Source organism: Plantactinospora sp. CA-294935, from assembly GCF_050936445.1.
Lineage (GTDB): Bacteria > Actinomycetota > Actinomycetes > Mycobacteriales > Micromonosporaceae > Plantactinospora.
Map to the genome: position 1 here is coordinate 8,815,494 of NZ_JBNJMU010000001.1, position 17,414 is coordinate 8,832,907.

12 protein-coding genes are annotated in these 17,414 nt (G+C 70.0%); 6 read left to right on the forward strand and 6 right to left on the reverse strand.

The genetic code is table 11. The features are described from left to right. Positions 1-117: 117 nt before the first annotated feature. From ACQEVC_RS38450 to ACQEVC_RS38460, 3 genes are read left to right on the forward strand one after another with little or no spacing between them, the layout of a single operon-like run. Positions 118-1,488, forward strand: a complete 1,371-nt coding sequence (locus ACQEVC_RS38450) for a hypothetical protein (RefSeq protein ID WP_432888265.1) — start codon at positions 118-120, stop codon at positions 1,486-1,488. A gap of 5 nt (positions 1,489-1,493) precedes the next feature. After that, positions 1,494-2,183: an FkbM family methyltransferase gene (locus tag ACQEVC_RS38455; RefSeq protein WP_432888267.1), complete on the forward strand. Its 690-nt coding sequence runs from the start codon at positions 1,494-1,496 to the stop codon at positions 2,181-2,183. Between the two features lie 11 nt (positions 2,184-2,194). Then, on the forward strand, positions 2,195-2,824 hold the full coding sequence (locus ACQEVC_RS38460; RefSeq protein WP_432888269.1) for a class I SAM-dependent methyltransferase: 630 nt from the start codon (positions 2,195-2,197) through the stop codon (positions 2,822-2,824). On the opposite strand, the gene ACQEVC_RS38465 is transcribed toward ACQEVC_RS38460, so the two are convergent. From ACQEVC_RS38465 to ACQEVC_RS38485, 5 genes are all read right to left on the reverse strand, one after another. Then, positions 2,814-3,887, reverse strand: coding sequence for a glycosyltransferase (locus ACQEVC_RS38465; RefSeq protein WP_432888271.1), 1,074 nt, complete (start codon positions 3,885-3,887; stop codon positions 2,814-2,816). The two genes, ACQEVC_RS38460 and ACQEVC_RS38465, sit on opposite strands and share 11 nt — an antisense overlap. Continuing rightward, on the reverse strand, positions 3,884-5,167 hold the full coding sequence (locus ACQEVC_RS38470; RefSeq protein ID WP_432888273.1) for an oligosaccharide flippase family protein: 1,284 nt from the start codon (positions 5,165-5,167) through the stop codon (positions 3,884-3,886). Before ACQEVC_RS38470 ends, ACQEVC_RS38465 begins: the two co-directional genes overlap by 4 nt. Further along, positions 5,164-5,334, reverse strand: a complete 171-nt coding sequence (locus ACQEVC_RS38475) for a hypothetical protein (RefSeq protein WP_432888275.1) — start codon at positions 5,332-5,334, stop codon at positions 5,164-5,166. Before ACQEVC_RS38475 ends, ACQEVC_RS38470 begins: the two co-directional genes overlap by 4 nt. Positions 5,335-5,611: 277 nt before the next feature. After that, positions 5,612-6,970: a UDP-glucose dehydrogenase family protein gene (locus ACQEVC_RS38480; protein ID WP_432888277.1), complete on the reverse strand. Its 1,359-nt coding sequence runs from the start codon at positions 6,968-6,970 to the stop codon at positions 5,612-5,614. 376 nt (positions 6,971-7,346) lie between these two features. Further along, entirely contained in the window at positions 7,347-8,450 is a 1,104-nt protein-coding gene (locus ACQEVC_RS38485; protein WP_432888279.1) for a glycosyltransferase family 4 protein, read from the reverse strand. Positions 8,451-9,236: 786 nt separating this feature from the next. Here ACQEVC_RS38485 and ACQEVC_RS38490 point away from each other — a divergent pair. Continuing rightward, positions 9,237-10,091 (forward strand): polysaccharide deacetylase family protein, encoded by an 855-nt coding sequence (locus tag ACQEVC_RS38490; protein WP_432888281.1) that lies wholly within the window; start codon positions 9,237-9,239, stop codon positions 10,089-10,091. Positions 10,092-10,195: 104 nt separating this feature from the next. Here ACQEVC_RS38490 and ACQEVC_RS38495 read toward each other — a convergent pair whose 3' ends face one another. Beyond that, complete coding sequence (locus tag ACQEVC_RS38495; RefSeq protein WP_432888283.1) at positions 10,196-11,932, reverse strand: Hsp70 family protein; 1,737 nt, start codon at positions 11,930-11,932, stop codon at positions 10,196-10,198. Between the two features lie 406 nt (positions 11,933-12,338). Between ACQEVC_RS38495 and ACQEVC_RS38500 the strand changes: the two genes are divergently transcribed. Together ACQEVC_RS38500 and ACQEVC_RS38505 are read left to right on the forward strand one after the other, a co-directional pair. Further along, positions 12,339-14,951, forward strand: a complete 2,613-nt coding sequence (locus tag ACQEVC_RS38500; protein ID WP_432888285.1) for an IPT/TIG domain-containing protein — start codon at positions 12,339-12,341, stop codon at positions 14,949-14,951. A 537-nt stretch (positions 14,952-15,488) separates the two neighbouring features. After that, the gene (locus tag ACQEVC_RS38505) at positions 15,489-17,312 is read left to right on the forward strand and encodes a S8 family serine peptidase (protein ID WP_432888287.1); all 1,824 of its coding nucleotides are present in this window, start codon (positions 15,489-15,491) and stop codon (positions 17,310-17,312) included. Positions 17,313-17,414 lie beyond the last annotated feature (102 nt).

Here is a 17,414-nt window from a genome sequence, read left to right on the forward strand (position 1 = left end):
GCCCTCGCCATCGCGACGGCCGGCACACCCCCTGCGCCGGAGAGTCCGGACCGGAAGCGCACGGTATTCCGGGTCGCGGCAACGGGGGCCGGATGGTACCTTTTCGGGCTTCTCGGCGTGTTGCTCGACTCGGACGTACCGGCGGTCGGCCAAACCCGCGCGATCTTCGTACTCTCCAGTGCCGCCCTGCTTTTCGGGCTGTGGGTCTATTGGCGCCACGGTGGAACCACCGTCAGCGCGGTCGGCATCTACAACTTCGCGTTCGCTCTCTTCGTCGGGTTCGCCGGGCTGTACCTGCTCTCCGGCAGCACCGACGAGGAGTCCCTGCTGCGTGCGCTGGTGTTGTGCTACTTCGGCCACGTGACCACCTGGCTGCTGTTCTGGACGAAGGAGCCGCCGCCGGAGCCGTCCGGACCACCTCCCGTCGATCCGGCGTTCCTGCGCCGGCTCACCTGGATCGGAATCCTTGTCGCCTGTGCTGCCGCAGTCGCCTCGCTCGAGTTTCTCGGGTCGCTGCGCCACCTGAGCCAGGCCGCCGGATTCGTCGGCGCGCTGCTGGTCGCGATCGGCCTTCTGGGCGACGAGCGCCGGCCGCCGCTGCTCGGCTGTCTGCTGGCGGCGGGAGGTTTCGCGCTCTCGGTGGTGACCTCCAACAGCTACGGTCGGCTGATGCTCGGTTCGCTGGGCTTCGCCCTGCTGATCGTGATAGCACGGCGAATGCGGACCCGACTGGTGAAGGCCCTGGTCATCCCCGGCTCGGTACCGATCCTGTTGATGATGGCCAACATGCGTATGGACGCGGTGCGGGCGAACCATCCAGGTGCACAGATCACCGGCACCGGGCTCGAGTCCGTGGCGAGTCCGTTGGGCAGCTTCGGCGCCCTGCTGAGTCACAATGATGCCGGTTTCCTAGCCCACGCCTGGGGCCACACCTTCTGGGCAGCGGCGGTCTCGCTCGTCCCGCGCGCCGTCTGGCCGACCAAGCCGGCGGGCTTCGGTGCGGAGTTGGTGCCGATCCTGCACCCCGAGCTGGCGAACAGCGGCCACTCCGACGCGGCGCTGTTCCAGGGCGAGTGGCTCTACAACTTCGGCCTCATCGGCCTGGTGCTCATGGTGCCCGTCGTGGGTTTCGTCGTGCGGGCGGCCGACCTTTTCCTGGCCCGGGCCTCAGCCCGCCCGCTCATGGGCCGGCACGCGCTTCTGGCGTACGCCACCGCGGTCATCATCGCCGCGGGCCTGCCCGACCTGGCCTGGGGCACCTTCACCTTCACCGTACGTGCCGGCATGCGGCTCGCGGTGCTCGTCGTTGTGTGGTTCCTGATTACCGACAGGAGAATTGAATGGTCCGGCCCGACACTGCCGTTCGGCAGATCCGGCAGGTGCTCACCTACGCCTGGACGCATCCGGCCAACCGTGGCCGGCAGCTCAGCAGCATCACCCGAGCGGCCCGCTTCCAGCTCCGCGGGCGGATCGGCCTGCGGACACTGACCACCGTGGGTCGCAGCGGCCGGATGTGGGCCGAGCTGCACTGCGCGGCGGCGTCGAAGGTGGTGTACGCCAACCCTCCGGACTGGAACGAGATGCAGGCGTGGCGACGCATCCTCCGGCCCGGCGACCTGTTCGTCGACGTCGGCAGCAACGTCGGCGCCTACGCCCTCTGGGCCGGCGACTGCGGCGCCGAGGTCATCGCGATCGAACCCTCCCCGGAGGCGGTGCGGCGGCTCCACGCCAACGTCAGGCTCAACGAATTCGCCATCACGGTGCGGGAGTGTGGGCTGGCGGACCACCCGGGCCAATGCACGCTGAGTACCGGGGAAGACAGCACCAACCACCTCCGACTCGAACCGGGGGCGGTGGGCGACACGATCGAGGTCGACACCCTGGACAACATTCTCGGCAGCCGGTTCGCGGTCGGGGTGAAGATCGACGTCGAGGGCGCCGAGCGGCTCGTTCTCGACGGCGCCCGTCGGGCACTGGAGCAACGGCGCATCGGCGTGCTGCAGATCGAATGGAACGCCAGGAGCAGGTCCGTGCTGGGTGAGGACCGCGGCCCCGTCGCCGCCATCCTCGCCGGGTACGGCTATCAGTTCGCCCGTCCGGACCGCCTCGGCGTGCTCCGGGACACGGAGGTGTCGGGCGTCAGTTCGCGGGACATGTTCGCCGTCCTGCCCGAGTACCGGTGACCGGAGGACAGATGCGCAGCTTTGGCCACTGGACCCCCCGCTATTTCCTCGACCGCACGCGCGAGCTGCGCTACAGCCGCAGCCATCCCGATGCGCCCTGGCTCACCCCGCAGGCCACGCAGATCCTCTCCACCATGCTGCGTCCGGGCGACCAGGGCGTGGAGTTCGGTTCTGGCCGCAGTACCCTGTGGCTGTCGCAACGGGTGCGGCACCTGACCAGCGTGGAGCACGACGACGTGTGGCACGGCACGGTCTCCGCGAGGTTGAAGACCCAGGGCGTCCACAACGTCGACCATCTGTTCGCGGCCAGGGACGTGCCGTCCGACCGGGGTGCCGAGAGCGAGTACGTTCGAACGCTGCTGCGCTTCGATGACGGCAGCCTCGACTTCGCGCTCGTCGACGGGATCTATCGCGACGCCTGCGCCCGGCTCTCGCTCGGCAAGCTCCGCTCGGGCGGTCTACTCGTCATCGACAACGTCGAGAGGTTCCTGCCGTCGCTGTCCCGCTCTCCCGGTTCGCGAAGGCCGGCGCAGGGACCGGCGACTCGGGTGTGGGCGGAGGTGGCCCGCGCCGTCGGGCAGTACAGACACATCTGGACCAGTTCCGGCGTCTGGGACACCGCGATCTTCATCAAGCCCTGACCGTCTCGATGCTCCGTCGGGTGAGTTCGCGCAGCCGGTCCGCCATGTCCCGGGCAGTGTCCGCACACGGCAGGTGCGGCGCCCGGCGCGGTCCCTGACGGAACTCGGCGAGCATGGCGGCGGCGAGCGCCGGCGGATCGGCGGCGCGGCATCGGCGGCCCGTTGCCTCGGTGCACAGATCGTCTGCCGCCGCCACCTCAAGCGTGGCGATCACCCGCGTGCCGAATCCCAGAGCTTCGTTGACCACCCAGCACCACGTCTCGCTGTGCGACGGGACGACGAGGACGTCCGCCGCGGCGTGCACCGCACCCAGCCGACTCTGGGGAATAGCTCCCAGGTAATGGCAGTCGTCGTGCGCCTCGGCGTACCGGCGGACCTCGGGCTCGAGCGAACCGCGCCCGACGATGACGAGGCTGGTCGCCCCGCGGGGTGTCGCCTCGCGCACGATGTCATATGCCCGCAGCAGGTCGGTGACTGCCTTGACCGGTTCGAGCCTGCCCACGAAGGTGAAGACGAAACGATCCGCGACACCCAACTCGGCGCGCAGCGCCGCCGCGCCGGACTCGCCCCCCGGCAGGCGCTGTAGTGCGTACGGAATGGTGTGGTGGCGTTGCAGGCCGAGCAGATTCCAGTACGCGGTGTTCGCCGACCCGTTGGTCCACACCTCCGGTTGTCCGAGGAGCGCCCGCAGGTACCAGCGTTTGACCAGCCGGAGAAACGCCGGCCGCGACCATTCGGTACGGACATTGGCCGCTCCCCGCAACACCAGCGGGACGCCACGGAGCCGGGCGACGTTCGCCGCCACCACCCGGGCTCCGCCCCGGTATCCGTACACGCAGACGGCTCGCAGTCTCGACGACAGCAGTGCGCGCGCGAACGCGGCCCGTCCGCCGGGGCGGTCGAGCGCGACGTAGCGGTGCGTCGCGGCAATCTCGCCCCAGCCGTGCGAGGTGTCGGTACCGCAGAGGTAGAAGACGGACAGCTCTCCGCCGAGTTCGTCGTGCAGCCGGTTGAGCACGGGAGTGTGATAGGGGCTCGGACACTCGACAACGAAGACAATCATGGCATTGACTCTTTCTGTTCGTCCGCAGCCAGGGCGCGGCGCAGCGCGCGGAGAAGCAGCAGGAACGCCACGCCCGTCGAGATGCTGGAGGCCAGGGCGGCGCCCGGCGGACCCAGGACCGGCATCAGCGTGCCGAGCAGTACGACCATCACCCCGGCGGCGACCGCCTGGGCCCGCCCGGCGGCGAGCGGCCGGCCGTGTCCACGAAGGAGATCCGCGCACACCTGCTGGCAGGCCATGAAGACGCCGCCCGGGGCCAGCAGGACCACCAGCACGACGGCGTTGTCGAAACCCGGACCGAACACCGTCGGGACCAGCCAGGGCGCGAGCGCGGCCAGCGGGAGCATCAGCGCGACGGCGATGGCAGCGCTCACGGCCACGGCCCGCCACTGCAGCCGCGTCGTCGCCGACCGCGGACCTCGCTGCGCGGCGATCCGGGGGAACGCGACATAGCCCAGGCCCGCCGCGACCGGGACGGCGAGTGCGGTCAGCGAGGCAGCCACCGCGTAGTTGCCGAGCGCGGACGGGTCGTCGGTGACCGATAGGGCCAACTGGTCGAGCCGGGCGATCACCACCAGCGGTATCGTGGCCGCGAGCTGCCCGACACCGTAACGCGCCATCGGACGGGCCAGGGCGAGACTCGGCCGCCCCCCGGTGAGCCGGCCGCGTGCGCACAACCCGTAGGCCAGCACCGTCTGGGCCACCGTCGTGGCGGAGAACGCGGCCAACACGGTGATCAGGTTGAGCTGACCGGTGGCGTGTAGCGCGACGACCACTACCAGGTAGCCGACCGGCTGGGAGATCCGCGCCAGATTCCACCGAGCGATGCTCGAACCCTGGAGCGCGAACGTGTAACTAAGACCCACGAACGCGACCAGGCAGGTGGCGAACATGAGCCGGTACGCCCACACCGCAGTCTCGCTGTCCGAACCGAGCAGCGGGGCGGCGATCATCCCGACGGCCAGTGTCACCGCTCCGGAAACGACCACGATGCTCCGGGACACGGCCACATAGTCGGGAGCCCGACCGGGATCGCGGGCGACGAAGAACGTCGTCGCCGCTGACTGGCCGAGCCCGCCGACCACGAGCAGGAGCACGGACCAGGCCATGATGGCCGCGTACTCGCCCCTGACGCTCGGCCCGAGCGACCGCGCGATGACGATTCCCGCTATCCCGGCGGTCCCGGTCGAGACGACGTTGAACGTCGACGTGGCGACAACGGCGAGTCGCATTCCTTTGGACGTCTTCGCCCGGCGCGCGCTCCGGGTCAGCGTGCTCATGGCTCGCTCCACTCCGGCAGCGGACTGCCAGTCCGCGCACCGTTCTCCGCGATCGCAGGTCCGGGGTCCTCACCGAGGGTGTGCAGGACGAAGGCGTCGTACCGGGCGACGGTCTGGCGGACGGCAGCCGGGATCGACAGTGGACCAGACTGGAACGCGAGGATCACACGACTCCTGCCCTGGGCGCGGCGCGAAAGTAGACGGACGGCAGGCGTCACGCCGACCGGTGTATAGAAACTATAATGAGATGATTGGCCGCTATGCCGCATTTGAGTCAATAACTCGGTCGACGTCGACACGGTCGGTCTGCCGCCCCTGGGTACGCCGGCCACGTCGCACGGTCCGTTGTGACCGCAGGTGAATCCGGCTCGCCGCCGACGTCGACAGGCGTGGCGCTCACGAACGAGGGACCGTCGACGGCGGAGGCTTCCGGCCGGCGTTCCGTCAGACCAGCTGGCGGGACGGGCCTCGCTGCGCCGGTCGAGATGCGGGTCGGTAGCTGATGTCGGTGACGGTCCACCCGGCGGCGCGCCATCGTGCCGCGACGATCACCCCCTGGGTGTCGATGAGCCGACGGACGGCGGTCCTGTCGCCGATGGCGTACGGGTCGAGGCTGCGGAACTCGGGCCAGCCGGTGGTGACGAGGACGAGGTCGGCGTCCTGGGCGGCGTCGGCAGCGGTGGGTGCGTAGCTGAGTGCCGGGGCGGTGTGGCGGGCTTGGGCCATGCCCTGGGGGTCGTAGACGGCCACCTGGGCGCCGGCCTGGTGGAGTCGTACGGCGACGTCCAGTCCGGGTGAATCGCGTACGTCATCGACGCCGGCCTTGAATGCGGCACCCCAGACGGCGACGCGGCGGCCGGCAAGGGTTCCGTCGAGGACCGTGCGGGCGAGTTCGACGGCCAGGTGGCGCCTGTGCCGGTTGACGGTGTCGACGGCGCGCAGGAGCGCGGCGGCTTCGGTGCTGCCGGTGCTGTCGGCCTGGTGGGTGAAGGCGTGCAGGTCTTTCGGGAGGCAGCCGCCGCCGAAGCCGAGGCCGGGCTGAAGGTAGTGGTGCCCGATGCGAGTGTCGTAGCCGATGGCTTCGACGAGATCGGTGACGTCGGCGCCGATGGCGGCGCTCATCTCGGCCACGGCGTTGATGAAGCTGATCCGGGTGGCGAGGTAGGCGTTGGCGGTCGCCTTGACCATTTCCGCGGTGGCAAGGTCGGTGACGACGAGGGGGCATCCATGGCTCTTGATGATCGGCGCGTAGAGCGCCCGGAGGGACTTCTCGGCTTCCGCGGAGCTGACACCGATGACGATCCGGTCGGGCGTGAGGGTGTCGGCGACGGCGGTGCCTTCGCGGAGGAACTCGGGGTTCCAGGCCACCTCCACCGCGTCGCCGGCGGGAGCGAGCCGGCGGACCAGGGCCTCCACGGCGCGGGCGGTCCCGGGTGACACGGTGGACTTGCCGACGATCAGGCACGGGCGGTGCAGATGCGGAGCGAGCGCGCTGACGGCCGCGGTGAGTTGGGACAGGTCGTAGGAGCCGTCCGGACCGGACGGGGTGCCGACGGCCAGGAAGTGCACCTCGCCGTGCGCCGCGGCGTCGGTGAGGTCGGTGGTGAACCGAAGTCTTCCGGTGCCGATGTTGCGGGTCAGCAGATCGTCGAGTCCGGGTTCATGAAACCAGCCCCGCCCGGCATTGAGGGCAGCGACTTTCGCCAGGTCGGTGTCGACACCGACGACGTCGTGGCCGATGTCCGCCATGCCGGCGGCGTGCGGGGCTCCGAGATGCCCGGAACCGATAACGGTGATCTTCAAAGCCTGGTCCTTTACGACTAGTGCTGACGCCTCGGGCGGCAGCCCTCCGAAACCCGGATGGTGCAGAGAGAAACAGAGCCGGCGCCCGGGTTCTGGGTCCGAGCAGCGGCGCACCGGCCGCGCTGCGGTGGACCTGGACCAGGGGCGGCCGGTGGCCGCAGCGCCTGCTCCTGCCTCACGTGTCTGGCGGATGCGCTCTGACAGCTTAGGTGGCGCTATGGCCGTTTTGCGGCTTTTTTCCTAAACCACCGCTCTGGAGACGTTGCGCCCCCCGCAACCTGCTCGGCGCGGCCGGCGCGCTCGGCCTCACCGCCCTGCGGTGTTCGACCTCATCGTGGACACATCGCCGGTGCCCGACCCGGTGCAGCCGGTGCGGTCACACACCCGCACCCGACGGAACCAGCCCGTGCGTCCGTACCCGATCCAGCAGGTTGTCGTTGCCGACAGCCTGCCGCCACGCCCGGTAGGCGTCTCCAGCTCGCTCGCGTGCGTCGAGGCGCTCGCTCGGTGTCATGGCCGCGAAGCGATCGAGTTCCTTTGCGAGGTCGGCGGGAGCGAGTTCGTCGAGGACCAGGCCTCCCCCGTCGTTGAGAACATCGGTCCAGGGCGTCTCATCCGAGCAGATCACCGGGCAGGACGCGGACAGGCTCTCGGCGATGACGAATCCGAAGTTCTCTCCCAGCGTGGGGAAGACGAAGGCATCGTAGCGGGAGAAGATCTGCCGGACCGCCGAAGGCGCGACCTCGCCCTGGTAGCGCACCGTCACATTCAGGGGAAGCCGGGAGATGAGTTGCTCGCAGCGTGACCAGTGCGCGACGTCCTCCAACGGGCCGTAAATGTCGAGCTCGACCGGCGACGACACCCGACCCAAAGCGTCGAGCACCATATCCAGGTTCTTCTTCGGCGAGATCCGCCCGAGGAAGACCAGTCGCACCGGCCCGTCGCTCGGGGCCTGCGGCGGCAGAGGCTCCTCGGGTAGCGGCACCTGGTAGTGGTTGACCAGGATCTTGGCCCACGGGAACACCGCCCTGATCTCCGCTGCCTCCCGGTTCGTCACCGCATGCCACGTCACGTCGGCATGCCGCAGCAGAGGCGCCCACACGGTCAGGAACAGACGCTTCTTCCTGCCCTTGAGCATCAACGCTCCCGGCGACAACTCCCCGTGCGGAGAGAGCAGGACCCGGCGGGCGTTGACGAGCCCGAGCCGTTTGGCGACGATCGGTAGCACCGTGAAGAGTGGTTCCCACAGGCTGTTGACGTGCAGTAGGTCGAATCTGGTCCTCCGCAGTTCGCGCCACAGCCCGAGCCACTGCAGAGGACGACGGACGTCCAGATAGAAGATGCGCGAGCGTCGCCGGCCGCACCATTTTCCGGACAGGTCTCGATAGACCTCCGCGGAACCGACGTCGCAATCCCGGGTGACAACCGTCAGGTCGACATCATCAGAAACCGTGTCGACGGTCTGGACGATCGCCCGCACAATACCGCCACCACGAAAGCCGGGTTCGAAGACCCTGCATGTCATCAGTACCCTCATACGGTCGTGAACCACCGCACGACGCTCCCTTCAATCAGGCGGCGGCGTGCCGCCCCTGCCGTTAGTTCGATCGACCGGGCAATGTGGCCGCCGACGCGGCGTGTCCGCGTGCGGCACGACTCCTCCAGTCCCGCCCTTGCGGGTTCGGCACGCGCGTGACGGCGAGCCTCTCGCTCGTCCCAGCGTATCGCACTATAAGTTCTAATATGGGGCCGTATGTCCAAATCAGCCATGCTGATCCCCTGGCCTGCCCCCCGCCACCGGTAGCCGGAACTGTTCCGGTCGCGCACCCCGATCGGATCGGCGCGGGTGGCGGCGATCCGGCGAAGCGGCCCGGCACGATGCTCAGCGCCGGGTTCGGACCCGCGTCGACCGCGGCTCGTGCCCGAGTACCAGGTTGCGGGGCACGCCACCGGCACGCGCAGTACACCCACCCCCGTTCTACTACCCGGCGGGACGGCCGCGACGGCATCACGCCGGCACTTCCACGCCCCGGCCATGACCGCCACCGGCGGCACCTACGCCTGGACCACACAGCTCAGGCCGGCTCGGCACGCCAGCACCGCGGATGCGCACAGTGCGGTCGTCGCGCGACTGCCGTCCGGAACCGGCGTGCCCGACATCGACCCCTCTCGCCGGCAGAGCGCCCGGAGCGATCCGCCCGGAGCTGGTCCAGCACAAAAACGGAATAACCGATGTTAGTTACGCAATCTATATAATATCGCCGGCATGTCGAGACTCTTGAAACTGGGGACGACAGCCTTTGTCGCCGCCGTGGTCCTCGCCGGCTCGTACGTCCTCGTGCGCGTGCTCACCGACTCCGAAGGCGGCCGGCGCTCCACTGTGAGCGGTCCCATCTCGACCACCGGGTCGAGTGGGCCCGCCTCATCCGCTCCGGCCTCACCAGACGTCGTCGCCAGTCCGAGCATCCCGTCGACACCAGTGCCGACCTGGCCACTCGGTGCAGAGCAAGGCGGACCCTACGGAGCCCGGGTGACCACCGGCTCCTCGCAGGTGGCACTCACCTTCGACGACGGCCCGGACCCCCGCTACACCCCTCCGATCCTGGCCCTACTGCGCCAATCGGGCGTCAAAGCCACCTTCTGCCTGGTGGGTGTCAACGTACGAGCCCATCCCGACCTGGTACGGGCCATCGCCGCCGACGGACACACCCTGTGCAACCACTCCTGGGCACACGACCTGAGACTGGGAAGCCGCTCCCGATCCGCCATCCTGGCCGACCTGACCCGGACCAACCAGGCGATCCGGTCAGCGGTACCGGGAGTCCCGATCCCCTACTTCCGGCAACCGGGCGGGGCCTGGACGCGAGCCGTCGTCAGGGCGGCCCAACAGTTGCAGATGACCTCGTTGCACTGGGCCGTCGACCCCCGTGACTGGGCTCGCCCCGGCGCCAGGAACATCATCCGCACCGTCACGTCCGATGTGTATCCGGGCGCCATCGTCCTGCTGCACGACGCCGGCGGCGACCGGCGGGCGACCGTGAAGGCACTCCGATCGATGCTGCCGGCGCTCGACCGACGCTTCCCCCTCGCCGCGATGCCCACCGGCGCGCCCATGCCGTGACCGGTTGGCTTCTGGCCATGCCCCGCCGTCGGGGTCGGCCGCGTCCGGGGTGGTGAGTGGGACCGCCCGGCCGGAGTTGCGGTTGACCGTGGGCAGCGCGCCGGCTAGGGAGCCACGAAATCGAGCACCGTGTCCAGTTGGAGATCGCTGCCACCAAGGGTGACGCGAGCCTTGATCTCGGTCTCGCCGAACTGCATGGCGACCCGGATGCTTCGTTGCGTCAGGTCCAGGTGCATCACCTTGGCCAGATTCACCGTCAGCCGACCGATCCGGTAGCAGCCCACCTCGTCGACGTACCGCGGTTCGGGTTCCCGGGTCGCATAGAAGTCCACGTCGACCTCCGTCTGGTCGCCTTCGACCGGAATGCATCCCTGGACAGTCTCGTGTCCGGTCCGGACAGTCTCACCGGCCCGTACGAACACGGCGAACCTGTCGACGCAATTGACCTCTCCCCGCGAGTTGACACGTCGTTTGGCTGGCAGGTCGGCGCCTTCCTCGAACGACGTGACCACATCGATGCCGTAGGTGTATTTGGATCGGCGCGCCCGGGTCTGCGGGTCGTAGGCGAAGTGCACCGCTCCCGCCAAGACCGCCATGGCCGACCTGGGTACGACGCGGACCTCGGCCCGGCCGAGGAGGTGGCCTCGTACGCGTTGCTGAAGGTAGGGCGATGCGGCGAACCCTCCGACGAGCAGGACCACCTCCGGCGACTGTGCCGGCCCGGCAGCCTCGCGCATCTCGTCGAGCTGTCGGTCGATCATGTCCAGAATACGAGGAACAACCTCCTCGAAGATGTCCCGGACCTCGTCCGGGGAGACGACGATGTACTCGTCGTCTCCGCCCTGCAGATCTGGTAGCGCGTACCTCGCCGGCTCACTCAGGCAGCGGTCGAGTGCCTTCCCGATCGGCAGGTACAGCGGATGCGCGAGATCGACGGTCGCGTGCACCTTGACCCGTTCCCAGGCGTCGAGCAGGTCCTCCAGCGCCGCGGGACACTGGTTGGCGAGCCGCTGCATCTCCTCCACGCCACCCAGCCGCTTGGTGAGTATCGTCTCCTCGAACACCTTGTTCAGGTACGCCGATCCGCTCTTGTCCCCGTAGGCGCGACCGATCTCGACCATCAGCCCGTTCTCGTCGTTGCGGTACGCAGTGATGTCGATGGTTCCGCCGCCACAGTCGACCACCATGAATCTGGTACCGGGCCGGGTGAGGTCCCTACCGTCCTCAGCACCGCTGACGCTGACTCCCGACACTCGCGCGTGGTAGGCGGCGGCCTCGGGCTCCAGGGCGAGGATGAGTCGTCCGTCCTCGGTCGGCATTCCCGCCTCGTACGCCGCCTCGCGCATGAGCTGCTTCTGATAGTCGTCCCAGATCGCCGGGACCGTCAGACACCAGCGGATCTCGTCCGCGCGGTAGCCACTCCCGGAGATCTCCGTCAACGCCCGCTGATAGATCCTCTTCAGGAACGCCACCACGAGCCGCTCGGGGCTGTCCTCGCAATCATTGAGCGAAACCCCGCGACGCGGCGGCCGCTCGTCTCCGAAACGTGCCAGGGACAACTTGAAGTGCTTCTTGTACCGGTGCCCCGTGTGGTACAGCTCAAGACCGTGGGTGCGCCACATCCGGTGCGCCTCCCAGCCCCAGGACAAGACGTCGCCCCGACGATCGATGATCAGTGCCGTGAGCGTCTTCGGGTACGGCGATGGCTGCCCCGGCCACTCGTCACAGGTGAAAATCTGCCGTTGGCAGGGATCGTCGTGCAAGGGGCTCAGGAATGTCCAGGCGAAACCGCAGCCATGGGTGCCGAAGTCAATTACAGCCACAACCCTGATCTCGGCCATAGCGCCACCCTCCATGCCCGGAATTTGCGGACCGAGTGAAGGGGAAATCGGTCACGCCACAGACCTCACTGCCGCTGGCCGCAGTCTCTACCCACTCAACGGGTCGGGGTCACGACCGGTTACTGACGGCATCGGGCGGTCCGGCGCACCTGTGGGCCACGCTGACGTCCTCTTCGGATACCGCCGGCTCTGGCGTCGCCGGCAGTCCGGTGGCGGCCGGTGCCGCCGGGCCAGCAACACCCGGTCACCAGATAAACACGTTCTGTCACCTTTCGCGTAACCCGTCCGGTTTTGTCTCGTTCTTCCGAAGGGAAGGGTGGGGACCTCGGTTGGGCCTGCCATCCCACCGCTACTGCGCCTGACACTCCGCGGGGGAAACGTGACGTCCATTCGGAGAATACTGTCCATGCTGTCGGTGACGCTGGTCGCCGGCGGCGCCGTACTACACCTGCCGGCACCCGCGCTGGCCCAGCCGGGCTCCGCCAACGCCCGCGGCCTGGTGGTCGACCTCTCCGCCGACGTCGCCGGCCTCGTGGTGATCGACGCGGACGCGACGATCGGCAGCGCCACCGCGCCGCCCGGTGGCGGCACCGACACCTCCACCCTGGTGGACATCTCACTGGCCGGGGCGATCGGGGTGACCGCCGACGGCACCGTCGAGGAGGTCACCGCCACCCGTGGCGCGACCGCCTCCTCGGCGTTCTCCAGCGTCAACGGACTGAACCTGACGGTGCTCGGCATCGACGTCCTCGACGCCGCCGAAGCGACCGCCACGGCCACCTGCCCGCTGGTAGGGGCGCAGACCGCCGAGACCACGCTCGCCGGCCTCTCGCTCTTCGGCACCGGCGTCGTCCTGACGGCGAACGGCCCGAGCGTGCAGGGCAGCGCCGCCGTCACCGTACCGGGACTGCTCGGGGCCAGCCTCGACGCGACGTTGACGCGTACCGAGACCACCACCGCGGCCGGCGCGGCGGCGACAGCCATCCTGGCCACGCTCACCCTGAACGGAACCGTGGCCGGCCAACCGGTGACGATCCCGGTCGGTACCGTGATCGTGGCCCAGGCGGCCTGTGAACGCCCACCGGCGCCCCTGCCGCCGACCGCGTCGGCGATCGACCCGGACTCCGGTCCACAGTCCGGCGGCCAGACCGTCACCATCACCGGCACCGGCTTCGTACCCGGGGAGACCACGGTCACCTTCGACGGGGTACCCGCCACCGACGTCACGGTCGCACCCGGCGGCACCTCGCTGACCGCCGTCACCCCGGCGAACCCGGTCGGCCCGGCCGCCGTCGTGGTCACCACGCCCGGCGGCTCGGCCGCACCGCTCGACTACACCTACCTGGCCGACGGCAGCGACGCCACCATCACCGGCCTGACCCCGACCTCCGGCCCGACCAGCGGCGGCACCACCGTCACCATCACCGGCACCGGCCTGACCGGCGCCGTCGGGGTCGACTTCGACGGGCTGCCCGGCACCAACTTCACCATCGATCCCGCCGGGACGACCATCACCGTCGTCACCCCGCCCAACCCGGCCGGTCCAGCCCTGGTCGAGGTCGTCTTCCCGGCCGGCCGGGTCACCGCGCCGACCTTCACCTACATCGCACCGACAATCACCTCGATCGTGCCGGACACCGGTCCGAGCACCGGCGGCACCAGCGTGACGATCACCGGCACCGGCTTCACCGGAGCCACCGGGGTCACCTTCGGGGACAACCCCGGCACCGACCTGGTGGTCGACCCGAGCGGCACCTCACTCACCGTCACCACCCCGCCCGGCGCGCCCGGCCCGGTGGACGTCACCGTGCTGATCCCCGGCGCCGACGCCGTCGCTCCCGACGGCTTCACCTACCAGGCGGTCGCACCGATCGCGTCGGCGATCGACCCGGACTCCGGTCCACAGTCCGGCGGCCAGACCGTCACCATCACCGGCACCGGCTTCGTACCCGGGGAGACCACGGTCACCTTCGACGGGGTACCCGCCACCGACGTCACGGTCGCACCCGGCGGCACCTCGCTGACCGCCGTCACCCCGGCGAACCCGGTCGGCCCGGCCGCCGTCGTGGTCACCACGCCCGGCGGCTCGGCCGCACCGCTCGACTACACCTACCTGGCCGACGGCAGCGACGCCGTGGTGACCGGGCTCGACCCGACGTCCGGCCCGACCAGCGGCGGCACCACCGTCACCATCACCGGCACCGGCTTCACCGGAGCCACCGGCGTGACCTTCGACGGCGTCCCGGGCACCGATTTCACCGTCAACCCGGCCGGGACGACGATCACCGTCGTCACCCCGCCGAACGCCGCCGGCCCGGCCGAGGTCGCCCTGACCTTCCCGGCCGGGACCGCTGAGGACGGTACGTTCACCTACATCGGGCCGACGATCACGGCGGTCTCCCCGCCGGCCGGGCCGAGTACCGGCGGAACCCGGGTGACGATCACCGGAACCGGCCTCGGCGGAGCGACCGGGGTCGACTTCGGCGGCACTCCCGGCACCGACCTGGTGGTCGACCCGAGCGGCACCTCACTCACCGTCACCACCCCGCCCGGCACACCGGGTACGGTCGACGTCACCGTGGAGCTGCCCGGCGAGGACGCCGTCGCCGAGGACGGCTTCACCTACCAGGCCGTGGCATCCGTGATCAACACGGTCGACCCGGGCCAGGGACCCACCTCGGGCGGAACGGTCGTGACCGTCGGCGGCAGCGGCTTCGTACCGGGCCAGACCACGGTGACCATCTGCGGCCGTACCATCCCGGCCAGCGCCGTCACCGTCGGCGTGGACGGCAACTCGCTGACCTTCCGCACTCCGGCCTGCCCGGCCGGGGACACCACGATCACCGTCGGCACGCCGGGCGGCGTCTCCAACACGCTCCTCTTCCGGTACGTCGGAGCGCTCCCCGTCACCGGTGATCCGGTGGTCTCGCTGGCCGGGATCAGCGCCGCGCTGACGGCTCTCGGGATCGTCCTGTTGCTACTCACCCGCCGACGCCGCACCGACCAGGCTCTCGGCTGAGCGGCAGCGGACACGGCGCGGGTCCCGGGATGGCTCTTCCCGGGACCCGCGCCGCACTGTGGCGCCAGCCGGTCCGGCGCCCACCCGGCACCACACCGGCGCGGAGTGGTCGACCGGCTGTGCCAGCCGTCGGTGCCGATGACGGCCCCACTCCCCCGTCCGCACCGCACCGGCATCCGGTGCGGTGTTGACAGGTCCCGGTCCGTGGCGAAGGTCGACACAACTCCTCGCTGTCCCGACAGCCGGGCGTCAGCCGCGGCGCCGCCGGATCGCCCGCAGGTAGGCGAGGTTGTCGCGGAGCCGGTCCTCCAGCGGGACGTCCCGCCTACAACAGGAGTTCGAGGCCGGATCGTCGATGTCACGACACCTGTAGATAGACCGATTTCACTGTCGTCAGTAGCTTTTCACTGAACCTTTTTCAACCTCCCCGTGCGGTCCGGCCGGACCGCACGGTCGGACGCGGTACGTGAGCGCCGCGCGGTTCAGGTTGAAGAAGGTTCACTGCTGCCCACTATCGGTCTACCTTGGAGGTTCGGCATGTCCAGGCGGCTGACCGCCCTACTCGCACTGGGCGCCCTCGTCGTGGCAGGTCAGGTGGTCGGCACCGGCGCCGCACGCGCCGACGATCCCCTGGTCGGCGCCGTCGACATCCCGATGGACGCGCCCGAGGCCCCCAATCTCGCCGGCCAGGGGCAACTGGCGGTGACCCTGTTCGGTACCGCCGCCGTGGACGTCGGCCGGATCGACCCCGGCACCGTCCGGCTCGGCCCGGACACCCCGGTCGACGCCCGCAGCGGCGCGGCGGTCGCCCGGTGGGTCGGCGGTGAACCCCTCAGCACCGTCACCGACCTGAACTCCGACGGTCGGTCCGACCTGCGGCTGTACTTCGACAAGGAGGCGCTGCGCGCCACCGGGCAGCTCAGCGCCGCCACCACCACGCTGACCGTCTCCGGCCAACTGCCCGACGGCCGGTCGGTACGCGGCTCGGACGCCGTGGCGCCCGGCGTGGTACTCGAGGTCAAGTTCGCGGAGGCGTCGGCGGTACGCGGCACGGACCGCGCCCTGCGCAGCGAGCGGGGCCGGGACCTCGGCCCGGTCCGGACCGTACTGGACCGGCACCGCGCCGTGGAACTCAGCCCGCTGCTGCCGGAGCAGACGCTCGCCGGGCTCGCCGGGCTGGCCGCGACGGCGCAGGCCCGGTCCGGCCGGGCCGTCCCCAACATGGCCTCGTGGTATCACCTGACCCTGCCCGCCCGGGCGGACGTGTCGGCGGCACTGCGCGACCTGCGGGCCCTACCCGACGTAGCGTACGCCTATCCGGCGCCCGAGCCGGCACCGCCGCCCGCCACCCCCGACTTCACCTCGATGCAGGGCTACCAGCGGCCGGCGCCGCAGGGGGTCGACGCGGACTACGCGTACCAGGACCCGCGCGCCCGGGGAGCGGGGATCCGGATCGTCGACCTGGAGTACGACTGGAACCCGTTCCACGAGGACCTCCAGCTCGGCTGGTCCAGCGACCTCGGCGGCAGCCAGTTCCCCCGCAACACCAGCTTCGCCGACGAGCACGGTACGGCGGTCTTCGGCGAACTGGTGGCCCAGCCGAACGGCTACGGGGTGACCGGTGGGGTGCCGGACGCCGACATGTTCGGAATTTCGCCGATGCAGCGGCTCAGCGGTGGCCAGGCCAGCTACCGGCCGGCGGCCGCGCTGTCGCACCTCGCCCAGTTCCTCCGGCCCGGCGACGCGGTGCTGATCGAGCAGCAGACGGCCGGCCCGAACGGCGGCACCCGGTACGTCCCGGCCGAGTGGGTGCAGTCGGTGTTCGACGCGACAGTGCTGCTCACCCAGCTCGGCGCGGTCGTGGTGGCCACCGGCGGCAACGGGGGCGAGAATCTCGACGCTCCGGAGTTCCAGGGACGGTTCGACCGGTCGGTCCGGGACTCCGGTGCGATCATGGTCGGCGCCGGTTCCAGCACGAACCGGTCCCGGCTGAACTTCTCGGTCTACGGCTCCCGCCTCGACCTACAGGGCTGGGGGCAGAACATCACCACCACCGGCAGCAACGGCAACCTCCAGGGCGGCACCGACCCGGCCAACCGCAACATCCGCTACACCCGGTCGTTCGGCGGCACCTCCGGCGCCGGCCCGATCGTCACCGGCGCGGTGGTCGCGATCCAGTCCTACCTCAAGGCGACCGGTCGACCGGTGATGACCGCCACGGCGGTGAGCAACCTGTTGAAGAGCACCGGCACCCCGCAGGGCGGCGACACCGCCCAGCGGATCGGGCCGCTGCCGGATCTCCGGGCAGCCCTCCAGGCCGTCCCGCCGTCGAAGGCGGTCTCGGCCTCCGCGCTCGGCTGACGGCGGACGGTCGACCGGCGGGCTGCCGGGTCCGGGTGACCCGGCAGCCCGCCGTCGAATCCTGGCGGTGAAGTCGCCGAGCCACCCGGAAATCGACACGCT